This window comes from Nannocystis sp. RBIL2, assembly GCF_026626745.1.
Lineage (GTDB): Bacteria > Myxococcota_A > Polyangia > Nannocystales > Nannocystaceae > Nannocystis.
Genome location: NZ_JAPNJW010000001.1, coordinates 2,052,803 through 2,068,762 on the forward strand (window position 1 = coordinate 2,052,803; position 15,960 = coordinate 2,068,762).

At 71.2% G+C, this 15,960-nt stretch carries 13 protein-coding genes; 5 read left to right on the forward strand and 8 right to left on the reverse strand.

What is annotated here, in order from left to right; genetic code table 11:
- Positions 1–17: 17 nt before the first annotated feature.
- Genes OV090_RS08085 through OV090_RS08095 form a run of 3 tightly spaced genes read right to left on the reverse strand, consistent with a single transcriptional unit; the run spans position 18 to position 2,526 of the window.
- A complete protein-coding gene (locus tag OV090_RS08085; protein ID WP_267702941.1) occupies positions 18–992 on the reverse strand; it encodes a hypothetical protein in 975 nt (324 codons plus the stop codon).
- Between the two features lie 18 nt (positions 993–1,010).
- Entirely contained in the window at positions 1,011–1,391 is a 381-nt protein-coding gene (locus OV090_RS08090; RefSeq protein WP_267702942.1) for a hypothetical protein, read from the reverse strand.
- 7 nt (positions 1,392–1,398) lie between these two features.
- Positions 1,399–2,526 carry a hypothetical protein gene (locus tag OV090_RS08095; protein ID WP_267702943.1) on the reverse strand — a complete coding sequence of 376 codons (1,128 nt, stop codon included), beginning with the start codon at positions 2,524–2,526 and terminating at the stop codon, positions 1,399–1,401.
- A gap of 884 nt (positions 2,527–3,410) precedes the next feature.
- Here OV090_RS08095 and uvrA point away from each other — a divergent pair.
- From uvrA to OV090_RS08115, 4 genes are all read left to right on the forward strand, one after another.
- Positions 3,411–6,068 (forward strand): excinuclease ABC subunit UvrA, encoded by a 2,658-nt coding sequence (uvrA, locus tag OV090_RS08100; protein ID WP_267702944.1) that lies wholly within the window; start codon positions 3,411–3,413, stop codon positions 6,066–6,068.
- Between the two features lie 304 nt (positions 6,069–6,372).
- Positions 6,373–7,092, forward strand: a complete 720-nt coding sequence (locus tag OV090_RS08105; RefSeq protein ID WP_267702945.1) for a hypothetical protein — start codon at positions 6,373–6,375, stop codon at positions 7,090–7,092.
- 338 nt (positions 7,093–7,430) lie between these two features.
- Positions 7,431–7,865, forward strand: coding sequence for an ATP-binding protein (locus OV090_RS08110; RefSeq protein ID WP_267702946.1), 435 nt, complete (start codon positions 7,431–7,433; stop codon positions 7,863–7,865).
- A 31-nt stretch (positions 7,866–7,896) separates the two neighbouring features.
- Positions 7,897–8,232 carry an STAS domain-containing protein gene (locus OV090_RS08115; protein WP_267702948.1) on the forward strand — a complete coding sequence of 112 codons (336 nt, stop codon included), beginning with the start codon at positions 7,897–7,899 and terminating at the stop codon, positions 8,230–8,232.
- Between the two features lie 65 nt (positions 8,233–8,297).
- Here the strand turns inward: OV090_RS08115 and OV090_RS08120 are convergent, their stop codons facing one another.
- The 5 genes from OV090_RS08120 to OV090_RS08140 form a co-directional block, all read right to left on the reverse strand.
- A complete protein-coding gene (locus tag OV090_RS08120; protein WP_267702949.1) occupies positions 8,298–10,013 on the reverse strand; it encodes a hypothetical protein in 1,716 nt (571 codons plus the stop codon).
- A gap of 6 nt (positions 10,014–10,019) precedes the next feature.
- Positions 10,020–10,268 carry an acyl carrier protein gene (locus OV090_RS08125; protein ID WP_267702950.1) on the reverse strand — a complete coding sequence of 83 codons (249 nt, stop codon included), beginning with the start codon at positions 10,266–10,268 and terminating at the stop codon, positions 10,020–10,022.
- A complete protein-coding gene (locus OV090_RS08130; RefSeq protein WP_267702951.1) occupies positions 10,265–12,670 on the reverse strand; it encodes an AMP-binding protein in 2,406 nt (801 codons plus the stop codon). Before OV090_RS08130 ends, OV090_RS08125 begins: the two co-directional genes overlap by 4 nt.
- Positions 12,667–13,644 carry an Ldh family oxidoreductase gene (locus OV090_RS08135; protein ID WP_267702952.1) on the reverse strand — a complete coding sequence of 326 codons (978 nt, stop codon included), beginning with the start codon at positions 13,642–13,644 and terminating at the stop codon, positions 12,667–12,669. The genes OV090_RS08130 and OV090_RS08135 overlap by 4 nt, the downstream gene beginning before the upstream one ends.
- 462 nt (positions 13,645–14,106) lie before the next feature.
- Positions 14,107–14,982 (reverse strand): hypothetical protein, encoded by an 876-nt coding sequence (locus tag OV090_RS08140; RefSeq protein ID WP_267702953.1) that lies wholly within the window; start codon positions 14,980–14,982, stop codon positions 14,107–14,109.
- A 372-nt stretch (positions 14,983–15,354) separates the two neighbouring features.
- On the opposite strand from OV090_RS08140, the gene OV090_RS08145 reads away from it, so the two are divergent.
- The gene (locus OV090_RS08145; RefSeq protein ID WP_267702954.1) at positions 15,355–15,915 is read left to right on the forward strand and encodes a sugar O-acetyltransferase; all 561 of its coding nucleotides are present in this window, start codon (positions 15,355–15,357) and stop codon (positions 15,913–15,915) included.
- The last annotated feature ends 45 nt before the right edge of the window (positions 15,916–15,960 follow it).

The window sequence follows — 15,960 nt, forward strand, 5'->3', positions numbered from 1 at the left end:
CGGACATCTTCTGCGCCTCACGGGTCCAACGGCGGATCGGGCGCGGTCCACCGGCGGTACGCCTCCGTCGCGCGCAGCGGCAGCGCGTCCGCGTCGGCCACCACCTCGGCGATCGGGAACCCCAGCTGCAGGGCCCGCTGCAGGGCGGCGTCAGCCCGGGCCGCCTCCCCACGGTGGGCGAGGACCAGCGCCAGCTGGTAGACCCAACGCAGATACGGGGCCTCGCGCTGGATCTCGCGCTCGAGCAACGCCTCGGCCTCCGCCAGCGCGCCGAACTTGAACAACAGGTATGCGCTGCGCTCCTCGACCGGCACGGTCTCGAGCGTCGCCAGCGCCTCGTCCCTGCGCCCGAGCGCGAGCAGGCAGCGACACACGAACGGGCCGCCGAGCCACCGATCGGGCTTCGCCTGGACCAGCGCGAGCGCCTCGCTCGCCCGCCCCGCCTCGAACAGCGCCACCGCCAGCGCACGGCGCACCGCCGCCTGCACCGAGGACCCATCGTCGAGCAGCGGCGTCAGCACCTCGATCGCCTCCTCGTCGCGGTCGAGGTCCATCAGACATTGGCCCAGCCGCAGCCGCAGCGCCGGCCTGGACAGGGGCGGCAGCGGAAAGCCAGCGCCGAGCAGGACCCGCAGCCGCGGCTCCCGCACACGCGCATGGTCGCCGGCGGTCGCCGGGACGATGAAGTCGGCGAGCGCGTCGCGCCCCGGCTCGCAGCCGAATCGGCGCGCCCGCGCCAGCGCGTCGCGAGTCCGCTCCAGGTCGCCGCGCAACATCCACTCGCGCGCGAGCTGCAGCAATTCCGGGCCGTCGGCCGCCGTGCCGGTCAACGCCTGCTCCCTGGCCGCCAGCACCGCGTCCGCCGCCTCCAACGCGGCGAGCTTGGGGGCCAGCATGGCCTCGTACCAGGCGAAGAATCCCAGGCCGGTCGGCAGCATGTGCTCGCGCAACGACAGCACCAGCCACACCGTGCCCGGGGCGGGTCCCGTCAATGCGAGCGCGTAATAACCTCAGTCGGAATGCCCATCGAGGCCCAGCGTCCCGCCCCGGAGGTCTCCCCACCCCGGAGCGTCGTCGAAGACGCGCGCGCCCCACGGCGACGCGATCGCCTGGTCCCATGGCACCGGCCAGCGAATCCTGGCCCCGTAGTCGCCGATCGTGCGCTTGAACCGGCGAAACTCGGCCGGCAGGACCACGCCGTGATGCGCCTCGAAGCCGGCCAGCGCCGCCTCGGGCAGCGGCGCGCGCCGCTCTCCCGGGCACACTCGTTCGACGGTGGCGGCCAGGCGCCGCCAGTCGGCCTCGGTCGGCGGCGACGTCGGCGCGGCCGGTCGCGCGTACGCGGCCTCGATGGCCCGAGTGGCCTCCTCCGAGGGCGGCTTGAAGAACATGTGAGCGCTAGCCCGGCGGCTCGAACGTCTGGCAGGCGGTGTCGATCACGCTGACCGCCGCGTCGAAGAACGGCGCGTAGTCGGGCGAGCAGATCGAGCCCCAGCTGCCGTAGGTGAACGACTCGGCGAACTCGCGCAGGCGCGGCGAGGCCTCGGCCTGCCCGGTGCATACGGGGTTCGGCTGGTCGGGGTCGCCGATGAGGCCGAGGACCACGATGTTCTTCTCGAGCCCGTACTTGGCGGCCACCAGCGACGCGTTCCAGCCGACCGGGTTGCCGTTCGACTCCTCGTCGTCCTCCTCGTCGGTGATGAAGGTGACGACCAGCAGCGCGTCCTTGCGGAGGAACCCGTCGTTGCACGCGCCGCCGTTGGTGAGCTGCCCCGTCGCCGCCACCATCGCCTCCATCGGCCGCTCGCTGCCGTCGCCGTTGGTGCCGACCTTGGCCAGACACTCGAAGGTGCTGGCGAGGTTCGGCTGGCCGTTGATCATGTAACGATTGCCGCCGACAACCCCGCAATCGCTGTCGCTCGGGTCCTTGGTGAGGCCGACCCCCAGCGTCGCGTCGCAGCCCTCCGGCTGCGGCAGGTTGTTGCACGGGTAACCCTCGCACTCGGGGAAGAACGTGCAGAGGACCAGGCACTCCTGCAAGAACGCGTTGCCCGCGTCGGTGTCGGTCACCATGATGTGGTAGTCCTCCGCCATCACGGTGTTCTGGATCGACGAGATGAAGCCGTCGAAGCTGACCGCCAGCGCCTCCTGCTCCTCGGCCATCGAGCCCGAGTTGTCGACCACGAACAGGAAGTCGATCTTCTGACAGCCCTTCTGCTCGCTGGTGTCATTGGTCGGATCGATCGGCCCGGTGTCCTCGCCGACGTCGAACTTGGGGCCGTCCATGCCGCCGCTGCCGGTGGGGTTCGCCGTCGACGCCTCGCCGGTCTCGCTCCCGCCCGCGGTCTCGCTCCCCCCCTGCTCGGTCGTCGACTCGCCCCCGGTCCCCGGGTTGGACGACGCAGTGATCTGCGGGAGCGTCCCGATCGACGATACCGAGGTCTGCTGCGTATCCCGGATCTCGTCGGTGTCGCCGCACGCGGGCAGCAACGCGGTGCAGATGCATGCAGTAAAGAAGTGGCGCATGGTCCCCCGCACCATATCCACGAGTCACGCCGGATGTCGAGCACGACGCGTCCGCAGGACCTGCCGGCGATGGCCACAGAGGCCCGCTCCGCGGCGTTTCTCTGCCATGCCCCAGCCAAGCTCACAACGCCGCGCCGCACCACCGATACGAGCGATTTCGCACGACTCGCCGGCCGGCGCCGCCTCTTCGGGCGCATGACGAGGCCGTCACGTTTCGATCGACCGCGATTCGCCCAGTCGCCGACACCCCCCATTCGCAATCCCACGACCCGGACTCACGACAATGGCCCGCCGCCGGCCCCCGTGCCCGCGCACATCCCCGCCATTTTCGCGACGTCGAGGCGATCGACCAGCCGGCACAGGGCGCGGTGGATCACGGAGGCGCCCGCACTGCTCGCGGGTCCAGAACGGCCGCGCGGTCAGCCCCGGCGTGTAGACCCACGTCGGTCGCTGGCGCTCGTCGGCGAACTTCGGCGATTCGAAGCTGGAGAGGGTGCTGGCGGCGATGCGGGCCACCGCCGCGGCCCCGTACCGGTCCGCAGCGGCGGCCGCGACCGCGGCGATGCCTCGATCGACCTCGGGAATTCCTGTCTTCATACGAACGCTCGCAGGGTGTCGCGCCAGGTGTCGGCGCCTCGAGCGAGCCACTACATCAAGCGTGCCAACCGCGAATCGGCCCCTGCCGCCGCCATCGCCCTCGCCGCGCCGCTCTCGGCGAGATCCGCCGTCACCTTCCGCCGGCCCCTGCGCGACCTGCAAAGCGCGGTACGCGGTCTCCGCCGCGCGGACCCCGTCCTTCAAAATTTTTCATCCTCGCCGGCAGCCCGCACATCTTCCCGCCCCGCTCGGCCGCGTCGACGTTCGCGGTTAGGCTCCCGCTCGCGATGCAACCGCCCGACGATCCCGCCGCCTCTTCCGTCACGCGCTGCGTCCGTGTGCGCGGCGCCCGCGAGCACAACCTCAAGAACGTCGACGTCGACGTCCCGCGCGACGCCTTCGTCGTCTTCTCCGGCGTCTCGGGCTCGGGCAAGTCCTCGCTCGCGTTCGGCACCCTCTACGCCGAGGCCCAGCGCCGCTACTTCGAATCGGTCGCGCCCTACGCTCGCCGCCTCATCGATCAGGTCGGCGTCCCCGACGTCGACAGCATCGACGGCCTGCCGCCCGCAGTGGCCCTGCAGCAGCAACGCGGCGCCCCGAGCGTGCGCTCCTCGGTCGGCAGCGTCACCACGATCTCGAGCCAGGTGCGCCTCATGTATTCGCGCGCCGGCAGCTATCCGCCGAAGCAGCCGATGCTCTACGCCGAGGACTTCTCGCCCAACACCACCCAGGGCGCCTGTCCTCACTGCCACGGCCTCGGCAACGTCTACGACGTCACCGAGAAGGCCATGGTGCCCGACGACAGCAAGTCGATCCGCGAGCGCGCGATCGCCTCGTGGCCGCCGGCCTGGCACGGCCAGAACCTGCGCGACATCCTCGTGACCCTCGGCTACGACGTCGACCGCCCGTGGCGCGACCTGCCGAAGAAGGACCGCGACTGGATCCTCTACACCGAGGAGCAGCCGACTGTCCCGGTCTACGCCGGCTTCACGCCCGCCGAGACGCGCGCAGCCCTGCGCAAGAAGACGGAGCCCAGCTACATGGGCACCTTCACCGGCGCCCGCCGCTACGTCCTCCACACCTTCGCCACCACCCAGAGCGCGCTGATGAAGAAGCGCGTCGCCCGGTTCATGACCGGCACCGTCTGCCCCGTGTGTCACGGCAAGCGCCTCAAGCCCGAGGCGCTGGCGGTCACCTTCGCCGGGCTCGACATCGGCGCGCTGTCACAGCTGTCCCTCGATCGCCTCGCAGAGGTCTTGACCCCGGCTGCAGAGGGGCGCTTCGACGAACCCATCGCCGGCAAGAAGGCCACGCTGAGCCGGGCCGCCGCGCGCCGCGACACCGCCCGACGCGTCGCCGCCGGCGGCTCGGCCCACGCCGGCGCGCCCGACGTGCGCCGCACCCCCGACCTCTCGCCGGAGAAGCGGATCGCGGCCCAGCGGATCGCCCACGATCTGCTCGGCCGGATCGCCACCTTGCAAGAGCTCGGCCTCGGCTACCTGTCCCTCGATCGCAGCACCCCCACGCTGTCCTCCGGCGAGCTGCAGCGATTGCGCCTCGCGACCCAGCTCCACTCCAATTTGTTCGGCGTGGTCTACGTGCTCGACGAGCCGACCGCCGGCCTGCACCCTGCCGACAACGAGGCCCTGCTGCGAGCCCTCGACCAATTGCGCCGCGCCGGCAATTCGCTGTTCGTCGTCGAGCACGACCTCGACACCATGCGCCGCGCCGATTGGCTGATCGACGTGGGTCCCGGCGCCGGCCAGCACGGCGGCGAGGTCCTCTACAGCGGCCCGCCCGCCGGCCTCGAGCGCGTCAGCGCCTCGCAGACCGCCCGCTACCTGTTCGCCCCGGCGCGCGCCGAGACCCGCACTTCGCGGGCCCCGAGCGGCTGGCTCGAGCTGCGCGGCGTCACTCGCAACAACCTGCGCGGCCTCGACGTCCGCTTCCCTCTCGGCACCTTGACCGCGGTCACCGGCGTGTCCGGCTCGGGCAAGTCGAGCCTCGTCAGTCAAGCGCTGGTCGAGCTGGTCGGCGAGCGCCTCGGCCAGGCCGCGAGCGCCGAGGACGACGAGGACGACGTCACCGCCGGCCCGCGCGTCGCTACCACGACGAGCGGGCGGATCCACAGCGGCATCGAACACCTGCGGCGGCTCGTACGGGTCGATCAGCGACCGATCGGCCGCACCCCGCGCTCCAACCTCGCCACCTACACCGGCCTGTTCGACGCCGTGCGCAAGCTGTTCGCCGCCACCCCCACGGCTCGCTCGCGCCGCTACGACGCCGGTCGCTTCTCCTTCAACGTCGCCGGCGGCCGCTGCGACACCTGCGAGGGCGAGGGCTTCGTCAGCGTCGAGCTGCTGTTCATGCCCAGCGTGTACGCGCCGTGCCCGACCTGCCAGGGCGCGCGTTACAACGAGAAGACCCTGCAAGTCACCTGGGGCGGCAAGAACATCGCCGAGGTATTACGCATGACCGTCGACGAGGCGCGCGACTTCTTCGCCGACGAGCCCTCGGTGCATCGCCCCCTCGCCCTGCTTCACGACATCGGCCTCGGCTACCTCCGCCTCGGCCAGCCCGCGACCGAGCTGTCGGGCGGCGAGGCCCAGCGGATCAAGCTGGCCACCGAGCTCCAGCGGGCCCAGCGCGGCGACACCCTCTACGTCCTCGACGAGCCGAGCACCGGCCTGCACCCGGCCGACGTCGACAAGCTGATGGCGCGCCTGCAGGGCCTGGTCGACGCCGGCAACACAGTGGTGCTCGTCGAGCACGACCTGCGGATCGTCGCCGCCAGCGACTGGGTCATCGACATCGGCCCCGGCGCCGGCGAGGCCGGCGGCCGCGTCGTCGCCAGCGGCCCGCCGCGGAGCGTGTGCGAGGTGAAGGACAGCCGCACTGCCCCCTATCTGCGGCGCCAATTCGCCGACGACGCCCGCGACGCGTGAACCCTCGCGCCCGCTCCGAGCACGCGTGAGGTGAAGCGCGGCGCACCAGACCCCATCGCCGAGCCGCAGGGCCGAAGTCTGGTTCGTCATCGCCGTCGCCGGTTCGCGGTCGCGTCCGCCAGCGTCTCGCCCGTGACGCCCCGCTCTGCCACGCCCACCGCGTATACGCCGAGCGGCCGGCGGCCTCGACCTCGAATGCGCGCCGGGCGGGCGCGCGCGAGGCCTCGCGCCATCGGTCGGCCCCCGGTGCGCCTCACCGCAATGCGCGCTCGTCGAGGCGAATCATCCGCGGTATGGTCCGCCGATGATTCGCCGAAGCATTACCCTTGCGATCGCGCTGACGGCCGCCTGCGGCCCGGGAAAGTCCGACGACACCGAGACGGGCGAGCCGACCACCGCCGCCACCACCGAGACGGATCCGCCGGCCACCGGCACCACGACTGGCACGGGGGACCCGCCCACCGGCACCACCGACACGACCACCACCGGCACCACCGGCACCACCGGCACCACCGACTCGAGCACCACCGCGGAGCCCACCACGACGATCGGCACCACCGGCGACTCCGAGGATTTCGACCAGCTCGGCGAGTGCGCCGTGCCGATGGTGTGCGAGGAGTTCTTCCACGGCGACGGCGAGATCCAGGGCCACTGGGACGGCCCCGAAGGCTTCCTCGACGTCGAGCGCTGCATCCTCACCGGCCTGCGCGACGGCACCCCCGGCCGCTACGTCTACGGCATCAACACCCAGGTCGCCAACGGCGGCTCGCTGGACCGGGCCAACATCATCGTCCACGCCGATCGCACCGTCACCTTCGCCACCCACTTCAAGGGCGGCTTCTTCGACAACGACACCGACAGCAACACCGAGGTGTTCGAGCCGGCCCAGACCTGCACGATCGTCGACGCGGCGTTCTTCGACAATTGCTTCGAGAACCACGACGACTGGACGCACTACACCGAATGCATGAAGATCGAGAAGTGGTGGACCGACTGCGTCGCCATGGGCCCCAGCTGCGAATAGCCGCTCCGGGCCGCGCAAGCGGCCGCGCGCCCGTCGACGCGCGGCCGTGAAATTCCGCCGGATTCGGCCGCACATACGCATACAGCGGCGCCTCGGACTCGCGGCGAATGCACGCCCGAGCGAGCAGTTGCGCCCCACGCGCCGGACTCGGCCATTCACGGCAGCGCTCGCAATCGTTCGAATATTCCGCTCGAGTGCCGGTGCGTGAGGTTCAAAAAACCCCGGCCTGCCTCTGCTGATTTGATTCGAGCCGCGCGTCCCTGGTATCGTCTTAAACGCTCGTGAAGCGCATTCATGCGCCTGGCCGTGCCGACAACTCATGCTATTGTCGGCGGCCTTTGGACGAGCTCCCCGCACTGCGGCTGACCCTCGCCAGCCGTCGCTCGAGCGTGACCGCGGTGCAGCACCACCTGGGCGAATTCATGCATCGCCTCGGCATCCACGCCGACGAGCAGTGGGCGATCGACCTCGCAGTGCGCGAGGCAGTGGCCAACGCGGTCGTCCACGGCAACCGCGAGGACCCGGGCAAATCGGTCACGCTCACCGCAGAGGCCCGCGACGGCTGGCTCGTGGTGCAGGTGGAAGACCATGGCGCCGGCTTCGACGCGGCCGAACTGGCAGATCCGCGCGACCCTGAGCAGCGACTGCGGCCGCACGGGCGCGGGGTGTTCCTGATCCGCCACCTCGTGGACGAAGTCCGCTTCGTGCCGAGCCCGGGCGGTGGAACGACCGTCGTCATGCACGCCCGCACCGCGGGGCCCATTTCCGAGTAGCGAGAACCACGAACAGACAAGGAAGACAGCCATGAGCATCAAGACACGAGAGATCGGCGACGTCACCGTCATTCAGCCCTCGGGCAGGCTCGTCATCGACAACAGCATCGAGCTGCGCGAGGCCGTGCGCGCTGCCCTCGAGTCGGGCGCGACCAAGATCGTGCTCAACCTCGGCGAGGTGACCACCATCGATTCCTCCGGCCTCGGTGAGCTGGTGAGCTCTTACACGACCGCCAGCAACCGCAACGCCAAGCTCAAGCTCAGCAACGTCCCCGCGAAGGTCAACGACATCCTGATGATCACCCGCCTCGCCACCGTGTTCGAGACCTTCGCCACCGAGGACGAGGCGGTCAAGTCGTTCGAATAGGCCGCTCCTGACGCGCATCGGCGACGTCCTGCGCCGCCGACGTGAACCCCCCCTGCGCGCCGGGCTCACCCGTCGACGTGGATCCCGAAGCCGCGCAGGAACAGCCGCGTGTACGCCCACAGCGACCCGCCCTCCTGCGGGCGGATGAACACGTGGATCAGCGCGAAGAACTGGAACGTCAAGTACGCGCAAAGTACATCGAGCACGATCCGGCGATCGCGGGTCCACGGCTTGCGCGTCCGCGGCCGCCGCAGCAGCACCACCTGGGTGATCGAGATCCCGAGCCCCAGCAGCAGGAAGTACGGCCACGTCGATAGTCCGGCTGCGAGTGTCGACCCGCGCAGGTCGAGGATCGTGCGCGGCGGGATGTGCCCCCAGATCAAGTTGCCGACCACCGTCGCGACCATCGTGGCGACGAAGATCCGCAGGGTCCGCCGGCGCTTGAACCACGCGAAGAACACCGGATAATAAAAGACGCGCACCAGGAACTCGCGGAAGTGGAACGCCCATCGGCTCCACAGCGCCGCCAGGTTGGTCGCCAGCCACGGCCGGTCGTACTGCGTCTCCATGCGATAACCGAGGACCCGCCAGGCGCCCACGCGGAAGTGCGTCACCCCGCCGTAGATGAGGAAGATCCGCGCCTGATCGACGATCGTCGACACCAGCACCGTCGGCGTCGACAGCTCCGCCCCGGCCAGGTGGGCCTGCACCAGCTCGCTGGTGAATTTATAGACCTCGACCCCGCAGACCTCGCGCATGAACACCACGAAGCGCGCGGTCGCGTACTCCGCGAACACCATGTACATCAGCGCCAGGCACCACAGCTTGACCCCCGACAGCACCAGAGCGCTCTTGTCCTCCGTCAGCCGGCGCTCCTGCAGGAACGCGTAGCCCTGGCCGAGATACGGCGCGTACGCCAGGTTGGGGATCGCCACCGGCGTCAGGAACACCGCCAGATAGTCGCCGAGCGGCAGGTCGCGCGGCACCTCGCCGTCCCTGTAATCGGCGTGGTAGACCATCAGCCGCGCCCACTGGAAGCAGAAGAACGCCAGGCCGACCGGCATGACCCATACGTGGCCGGTGATCGCCTGGCGCACTGTCGCCGCGACGATCATGATCATGCAGGTCTGGATCAGGCACGCGCGGACGACCGCGACGATTCGCCCGCCGCGGATCACCGCCGGGCGGATCCACCGATACAGCCCGGCCGCCACTGCTGCGCCGCCCGCGATCGCCAGCGCCTGCCCCGGAAGCGCCGCGCTCCCGGCCGCCAGCCAGCCCACCAGCGCCCCGAACGCCCCTGCCCCCGCCACGCTGCCGCGCGCAGTCGGGTGGAACGCCAGCCAGACCGCCACATGCGCAGCTATCAACAGCACCGTCGCCGGCAGGCCGTACAGCACCGCGAACAGCGGCACGAACCAGCCGACGATCGCCTGGTTCTTGTAGCGGAGCGGCGCGAAGTACACATTGAGAAAGCAGCCGAACAGCCCGGCGAACACGATCAGCCGCTCGTCGTCGTTGCTGAAGATCGCCGTGAGCGACACGTAAAGCTTCGAATCGACGTTGCCGTCGCCGTCGAGGATCCGCCCGCCCGACAGGCCCAGGGCGTGGAACACCTCGGCCGGCGTCGGCACCCCGAGCCACGCCGCCAGGTGCGTGTAGCACCAGCAGTACAGCAGCAGCACCGCCAGCACCGGCGCGATCACCCACGGGCGATGGCGGTCGTGCGCGCGCAGGGCCTCGGGCGCCGGCTTGCTGCCGCGGAGGCGCACCCCGGCCATGCGCGCTTACCCCAGCTTGCGGCGCACGTAGGCCGCCAGCGCCCGCACACTGTGAAAATTGTCGACCTGGACGTCCGCGCGGGCCACGTCGATCCCGAACGTGTCCTCCAGGAATTGCACCGTCTGCACGATCCCCAGCGAATCGACGAACCACTCGTTGAGAAGGTCCGTGTCATACTCGAGAGTGCGCCCGAGGTGCGGATAGCTCGCCGTGAAATAGGCGTGGATCGTCCTGGCGATCTCGGCCTCGGTCACGACGCCCCTGCCTGTCCCGGCCCGTGGCGGCGGACCGTCTCGCGCCGGTCCGGCTTGCCCGACGGCGTCAGCGGGATCGCCGGCACGATCACCACCTGGCGCGGCACCATGTGCGCCGGCAGGCGCGCGCGCGCGTGGGCGGTGAAGTCGCGCGCCGACCACGTCTCCGGGTTGTGCGGCACCACGAAGATCCACGGCACGTCGGTGAGCAGCCGCTGCGGGTCGGGCACCCCGGCGACCAGCGCGTCCTTGACCCCGGGCACCGCCCCGAGCAGCAATTCGACCTCCGCCGGGAAGTACGACATCCCGCCGCAATTGATCATATCGTCGCGGCGGCCGCGGTAGGCGACAAAGCCGTCCTCGTCGCGCACCCCGAAGTCGCCGGTGAGCAGCCAGCCGTCGCGGAAGCGCGACGCGTTGAGGTCGGGCAGGTTCCAGTAATGATCGGTGCGCTGGGGCGCGCGCAGCAAGATCTCGCCCTCCTGCCCCGGCGGCAGCGCGCGGCCGTCCTCGCCGCATATCGCCACCTCCACGCCCGCCGTCGGCAGCCCGACCGTGTGCAGCTTGTGCGGATATTTGCGGGCGTCGAGGATCAGCGCCCGCGAGCACTCGGTCAGCCCGTATTGCAGGTAGATGTCGATCTTCGGGAACAGCGCCCCGAGCTGCGCCAGCTCGGCCGCGGTCACCGGCGCGCTGGCGATCTCGATCGACCGCAGCGTCTCGGCCTTGCCGGCGAACTTGCCCGGATCGGCGCGCAGCAGCGTGCGCAGCACCGGCGGCGTGGTGAAGAAGCCGGTGATCCCGAACTTCTCGACGTCCTCGACCAGCGCCGCCACCGAGAACATGCCCTCGAAGATCACCACGGTGCCGCCGCGCAGCAGCGTCGACGTCACCCGCTGCCAGCCGCCGCTGTGCGTCATCGGGCTCAGGATCAGGTCGCGGTGCTCCGGCCCCATCCCGATCACCTGCGACAGGGAGCGCGCGATCGCCAGGAAGTGGCGATGGCCCAGCACCACCCCCTTCGGCCGCCCGGTCGAGCCGGCCGAGTACAGCACGCACGCGTCGGCGTTCTCGGCCACCGCCGGCAGCGGGCCCTCGGCGGCCATCCGCGGCAGCGGCGGCTCGAACACCGCGTGCTTGCTGGCGGGGTCGATGCGGACCGCGTGGCGGGCGACCTCGCCCGGGCCCGGGTCGTCGTCGTGGACGAAGCACAGCCGCGGCGCGGTGTCCTTGACGATCCACTGCGAGCGCTCGCTGCCGGCGCCCGGATCGATCGGCACCACGATCGCACCCATGGCGGTGATGCCGAGGAACAGCGCCACGTACTCGATCGAGTTGCGCAAGCGCAGCGCCACCCGGTCACCCGGGCCGACCCCGGCCGCCAAGAGTCCGCGGGCGATGCCCCGCACCGCGTCGAGCAATTCGCCGTAGCTCAATTGCAGCGACCCCGTGCGCAGCGCCGGCCGCTCCGGCCGCGCCTCGGGGTTCGCCACGAGCAATTGCTGCAGCAGGTTCTCGCGGCCCGGCGGAGAAGGATCGATGTAGCGGGCGTTGAGCCGGTTTATCTCCTCGTAATCGACCAGCGCGAAGATGTCGGACAGCGGGCTGACCTCGGCCTCGACCGCGGTCAGCGAGCGCGTCGTCGCCAGCGCGCGGAAGGTCCGCTCCATCGCCCCCACCGCCGCGCGCAGGCCCTGGTTGGCGAACACGATCAGGCGATAGCCGGCCGCGAACAGCTCGTCCTCGGTCACGCCCGGGTAGGTCGACGGCACCGCCGCCAGCGGCACCGGCGAGTCCCAGCGGCGCCCGAACTCGAGGATCGGCGCCGGCGTGGTCGCCTTCGAGTGGACCAGCACCACGTCGGCGCCGGCCTCGGCGTAGGCGCGCGCGCGCCGGTACGCCTCGGCCTGGCCGAGCCCGGCCACCAGCGCCTCGGTGCGGGCGATGATGACAAAATCGCGGTCGCGCCGGCTGTCGCGCGCCGCCTCGATCTTGCGCGCGAACACCTCGCAATCGACCAGCTTGCGGTCGAGCCCGGCGTACAGGCTGTTGCGCTTGGGATGCTGATTGTCCTCGAGGCAGACCGCCGCGACCCCGGCCGCCTCGTACTCGCGGACCGCCCGCACCACGTTGATCGCGTCGCCGAAGCCGTCGTCGATGTCGGCGACCACCGGCACCCGCGCGGCCGCGACGATCGCCGCGGTCGCGGTGAGGTGCTCGTGCATCGTGATGAGGCCGACGTCGGGCAGACACTTGCTGGCGCTGATGGCGAACCCGCTGGCCCACAGCCCGAAAAACCCGGCCCGCTCGGCGATCCGCGCCGACAGCCCGTCCGACACCCCGGCGATCACCAGCGGCCGCGGCCCCGCGAGCAGCCGGCGCAGCTCGGCCCGCGCGCTCACGCGTCCACCTCCGCCAGCAGCGGCCGCAGCGCCTCGTATGTCTCTCGGGACATATGTACAATCTCTCCCGCCGCCGCCGCGCGCCGCTCCGAGTCCCAGCCGGGGATCCGCGCCCCCGTCGCGGCGAACGCCGCCAGCCTGTCCGAAAGCACAGGTCCCGCCGCCTCCACCAGCTCGGGCCCGAGGAACACCGCGAACACCCCGTGCTCGTCGTGTCGCGGCGAGCCCGGCACCCCGCCGCCCAGGCTGGTCAGCAGCTCGACCGCGAGGCCGAGCGCGAACGTCTTGTGCGAGCCGCCGACGCTCAGCAGCGCCGCGACCTCCTCCGGCACCCGCGTGCGCGCGCCCTCGCGGTCGACCGCCGCGTCGGCTGGCAGCGGCGCGCCGGCGTGCCGGGCCAGCAGCAGGTCGCCGTGGGTGATCGCGCTGGTCGAGGCGTCGCACACGAACGCGTGCGGCCGCGTCGGCAGGCCGACGCAGATCGGGTTGGTGCCGACCAGCGGCACTCGCCCGCCCGGCGCGACCACCCGGGCTGGCGACCCACTCATGACAATCACCCCGCACCCGCGCGCGCACGCCAGCCGGGCCCAATCGCCGAGCGCGCCGCTCGGGTACACGCCGACGCCAGTGGCCACGCACATCCCCCATTGCTCGGCCTCGGCGCAGCCCGCCTCGACCAGCCGCTGCACCACCGGGTAGCCGAGGTGCCCGCGCCCGTCGACGTGCAGCCGCCCCGCCCGCACCCGCGTCGGCGCCGGCGCCGGCCGCCCGTCGTACGGCCCGAACTCGCCCGACTGCGTGACGTACAGCGCGCGCACGAGCCCGTGGCACGGCTTGCCGGCCTGCTCGGTGCGCAGCCAGTGCTCGACGGTGATCGCCGCGTCGCCGGCGTCGAGGCCGAGGCGCTGCACCAGCCGCCGCGCAATCCCGCGCCGCAGCTCGTCCGCCAGGACCGCGACCGTCTGCGCGCTCACGCGCCCACCCCGCCCCGGAGGAGCCGCTGCGCGCGTTCTGGGGAGAAATTGAAGTTCAATTTCCTTGGGGGGGTTTATCCGGCCGCGAGCCCGATTGTCAACCAGCGCGGCGGAGACGTCGGCGCCGCGACGCGCGGCCGGGAGGGTTTCCACCCACCGCGAGCATGCGGGTCGAGCGGGGTCCCGGCCGAGTGCGACCGCTCCGCCGGCGCTCGCCGACGCCGCGCCACGACATGTCCTCGAGGACAGGTATTCCGCGCCCCTGGGATGCCCGGCGCGCCGAAGCGAGCCGCGCCGCCAGTCCGCCGAGGTCGACGTGCGATCTGGGGATACGGGCGCACGTCGAGCCGGCGTGGCGAACGCCGCCGGGTCCGATCAGCCCTGGAACATGACTTGAAACATGTCTCTTCAGTCATGCCCCTTCGGACGGATCCCGACCCGCGCCGACCCGGCTCTGCGCGCTCACTCCGGAGCGCACAGGCCGACGAGATTGCCCAGCGGCGAATTCTCGACGTACTCCACGCAGACGTGTCCATCGGGACAGACATTGCCGTCTTGCAGGTTGCACAGCAGTGCGCAGCACAACGTGCTGTCGCAGTCCGGCACGTACTCGGCCAGCGCGCAGGTGTTCCCGAGGCCGCAGTTGTCGCCCAGGTCCGGGCACGGGGCGCCGGGAGGCAGCGGCTCGCCCGGGATGCACGTTACGAATGTCTCCGAATCCCCGAGGTGCAGCAGCTGACACGCCTCGTTCGCCTGGCAGCCCACGTTGGTCAACGGATTGCACGCGACCGCGTCGCAATCTTGGCACCCGCCCGCAGGGTTGTCGCACACCTCGTCGGCGTCGACGATGCCGTCGCCGCACTTTGGCGGATCGCAGGTGCCGGACGTGCAGCGCTCCCCGGGCGGGCAATCGCCCGTCTCGAGGCATTCGAAACACTTCGGCTCGTCCGGGAACAGCGCGTGCTGCTGTGCGAGCCCCGTCGCGCACGCGTCGATGCACTGCTGAATCGTCTCCGGCGAGCCCTGCCAGCAGGTGCCCATCGGCCCAAAGCCCGCCTGCGCGTCCGGCAGCATCGCCGGCGCCGTCGCGGCCAGACATTCGAGGTACTGGTCGCAGGTCGCCTGCGAGGGCTCCATCCCGCCGGTCGTGCTCGTCGGCTCGCTGCCGGTGTCGGTCCCGGCGTCGGTCGCCGTCGCCGTCGACGTCGGCTCGTCGTCCGTCGACGCGGCCCCGGAGCTCGGCCCGGGCCCCGGAGCGGTCGTGTTCGTGGTGGGCCCCGCGGACGCGAGCGGATCGGTGTCGGAGCCGCAGGCCGCCGCGACGACCGTCGCAAACATCAGAGCGTGCAAACCCCAGGGGCGAACGAGCCAGGCGTGAACCACAGCCACCCTTACCAGCGCGGCCCGTCGTTGACAAGCCGTCGGCGCGTCCGCGCGACACGATGCGCACCGGCCTGCGGCGAGGCACGCGAGCCGTCGAAGGCGACCCGCCTTTCACCCTCGCTCGCCACGCGCCTCGCGGCCGAACACGCCGGGCTCCCCGGTCGCTGGCGACTGTCGCCCGCTCGAGCGAGTACGAATGGCAACACGTGCCCCAGCGCCTCCTCCGCGACCCGGCGCAGACGGGCACGCCGACGCCCTCTGGCCGATCCCGAGCGGCAAAAGCCGCGTCGCGGCCCGCCGCTCGGCGTCTATTGCCACACTGCCCGCATGCTCAGCGAACGCGAGAAGATGCTGGCCGGCGAGCTCTACCTGGCCGCCGACCCGGAGCTGGTGGGCCTGCGCCGGGCGGCGCGACGCCTGACGCGCCGCTTCAACGAGACCACCGAGGACGAGATGGAGACGCGCCTCGAGATCTTGCAGACGCTGCTCGGCCGCTGCGGCTCGCGCCTCGAGATCGAGCCGCCCTTCCGCTGCGACTACGGCACCAACATCGAGATCGGCGACGGTTTTTACATGAACTTCGACGGCGTGATCCTCGACTGCGCGCCGGTCACCATCGGAGAAAACGTGCTGTGCGGCCCCGGTGTCCACATTTACGCCGCGACCCACCCGCTCGACCCGCAGATCCGGATCACCGGCCTCGAGGCGGCCAAGCCGGTGCGGATCGGCGACCGCGTGTGGCTCGGCGGCGGCGTGATCGTCTGCCCCGGCGTCACCATCGGCGACGACACCACGATCGCCGCCGGCAGCGTCATCACCCGCGACGTCCCGGCCGGCGTGCTCGCCGGCGGCAACCCGTTTCGCGTCATTCGCCCGCTCGCAGTCTGACGCGACCCGGATCGCAGGCTCATGGGCCGACCGGTCGCGGCTCTC

Coding starts and splice junctions, on each gene's coding strand:
- OV090_RS08140 (WP_267702953.1), bottom strand. CDS start 14,982: ATGTTTGCGACGGTCGTCGCGGCGGCCTGCGGCTCCGACACCGATCCG.
- OV090_RS08145 (WP_267702954.1), top strand. CDS start 15,355: ATGCTCAGCGAACGCGAGAAGATGCTGGCCGGCGAGCTCTACCTGGCC.
- OV090_RS08105 (WP_267702945.1), top strand. CDS start 6,373: ATGATTCGCCGAAGCATTACCCTTGCGATCGCGCTGACGGCCGCCTGC.
- OV090_RS08095 (WP_267702943.1), bottom strand. CDS start 2,526: ATGCGCCACTTCTTTACTGCATGCATCTGCACCGCGTTGCTGCCCGCG.
- uvrA (WP_267702944.1), top strand. CDS start 3,411: ATGCAACCGCCCGACGATCCCGCCGCCTCTTCCGTCACGCGCTGCGTC.
- OV090_RS08115 (WP_267702948.1), top strand. CDS start 7,897: ATGAGCATCAAGACACGAGAGATCGGCGACGTCACCGTCATTCAGCCC.
- OV090_RS08090 (WP_267702942.1), bottom strand. CDS start 1,391: ATGTTCTTCAAGCCGCCCTCGGAGGAGGCCACTCGGGCCATCGAGGCC.
- OV090_RS08120 (WP_267702949.1), bottom strand. CDS start 10,013: ATGGCCGGGGTGCGCCTCCGCGGCAGCAAGCCGGCGCCCGAGGCCCTG.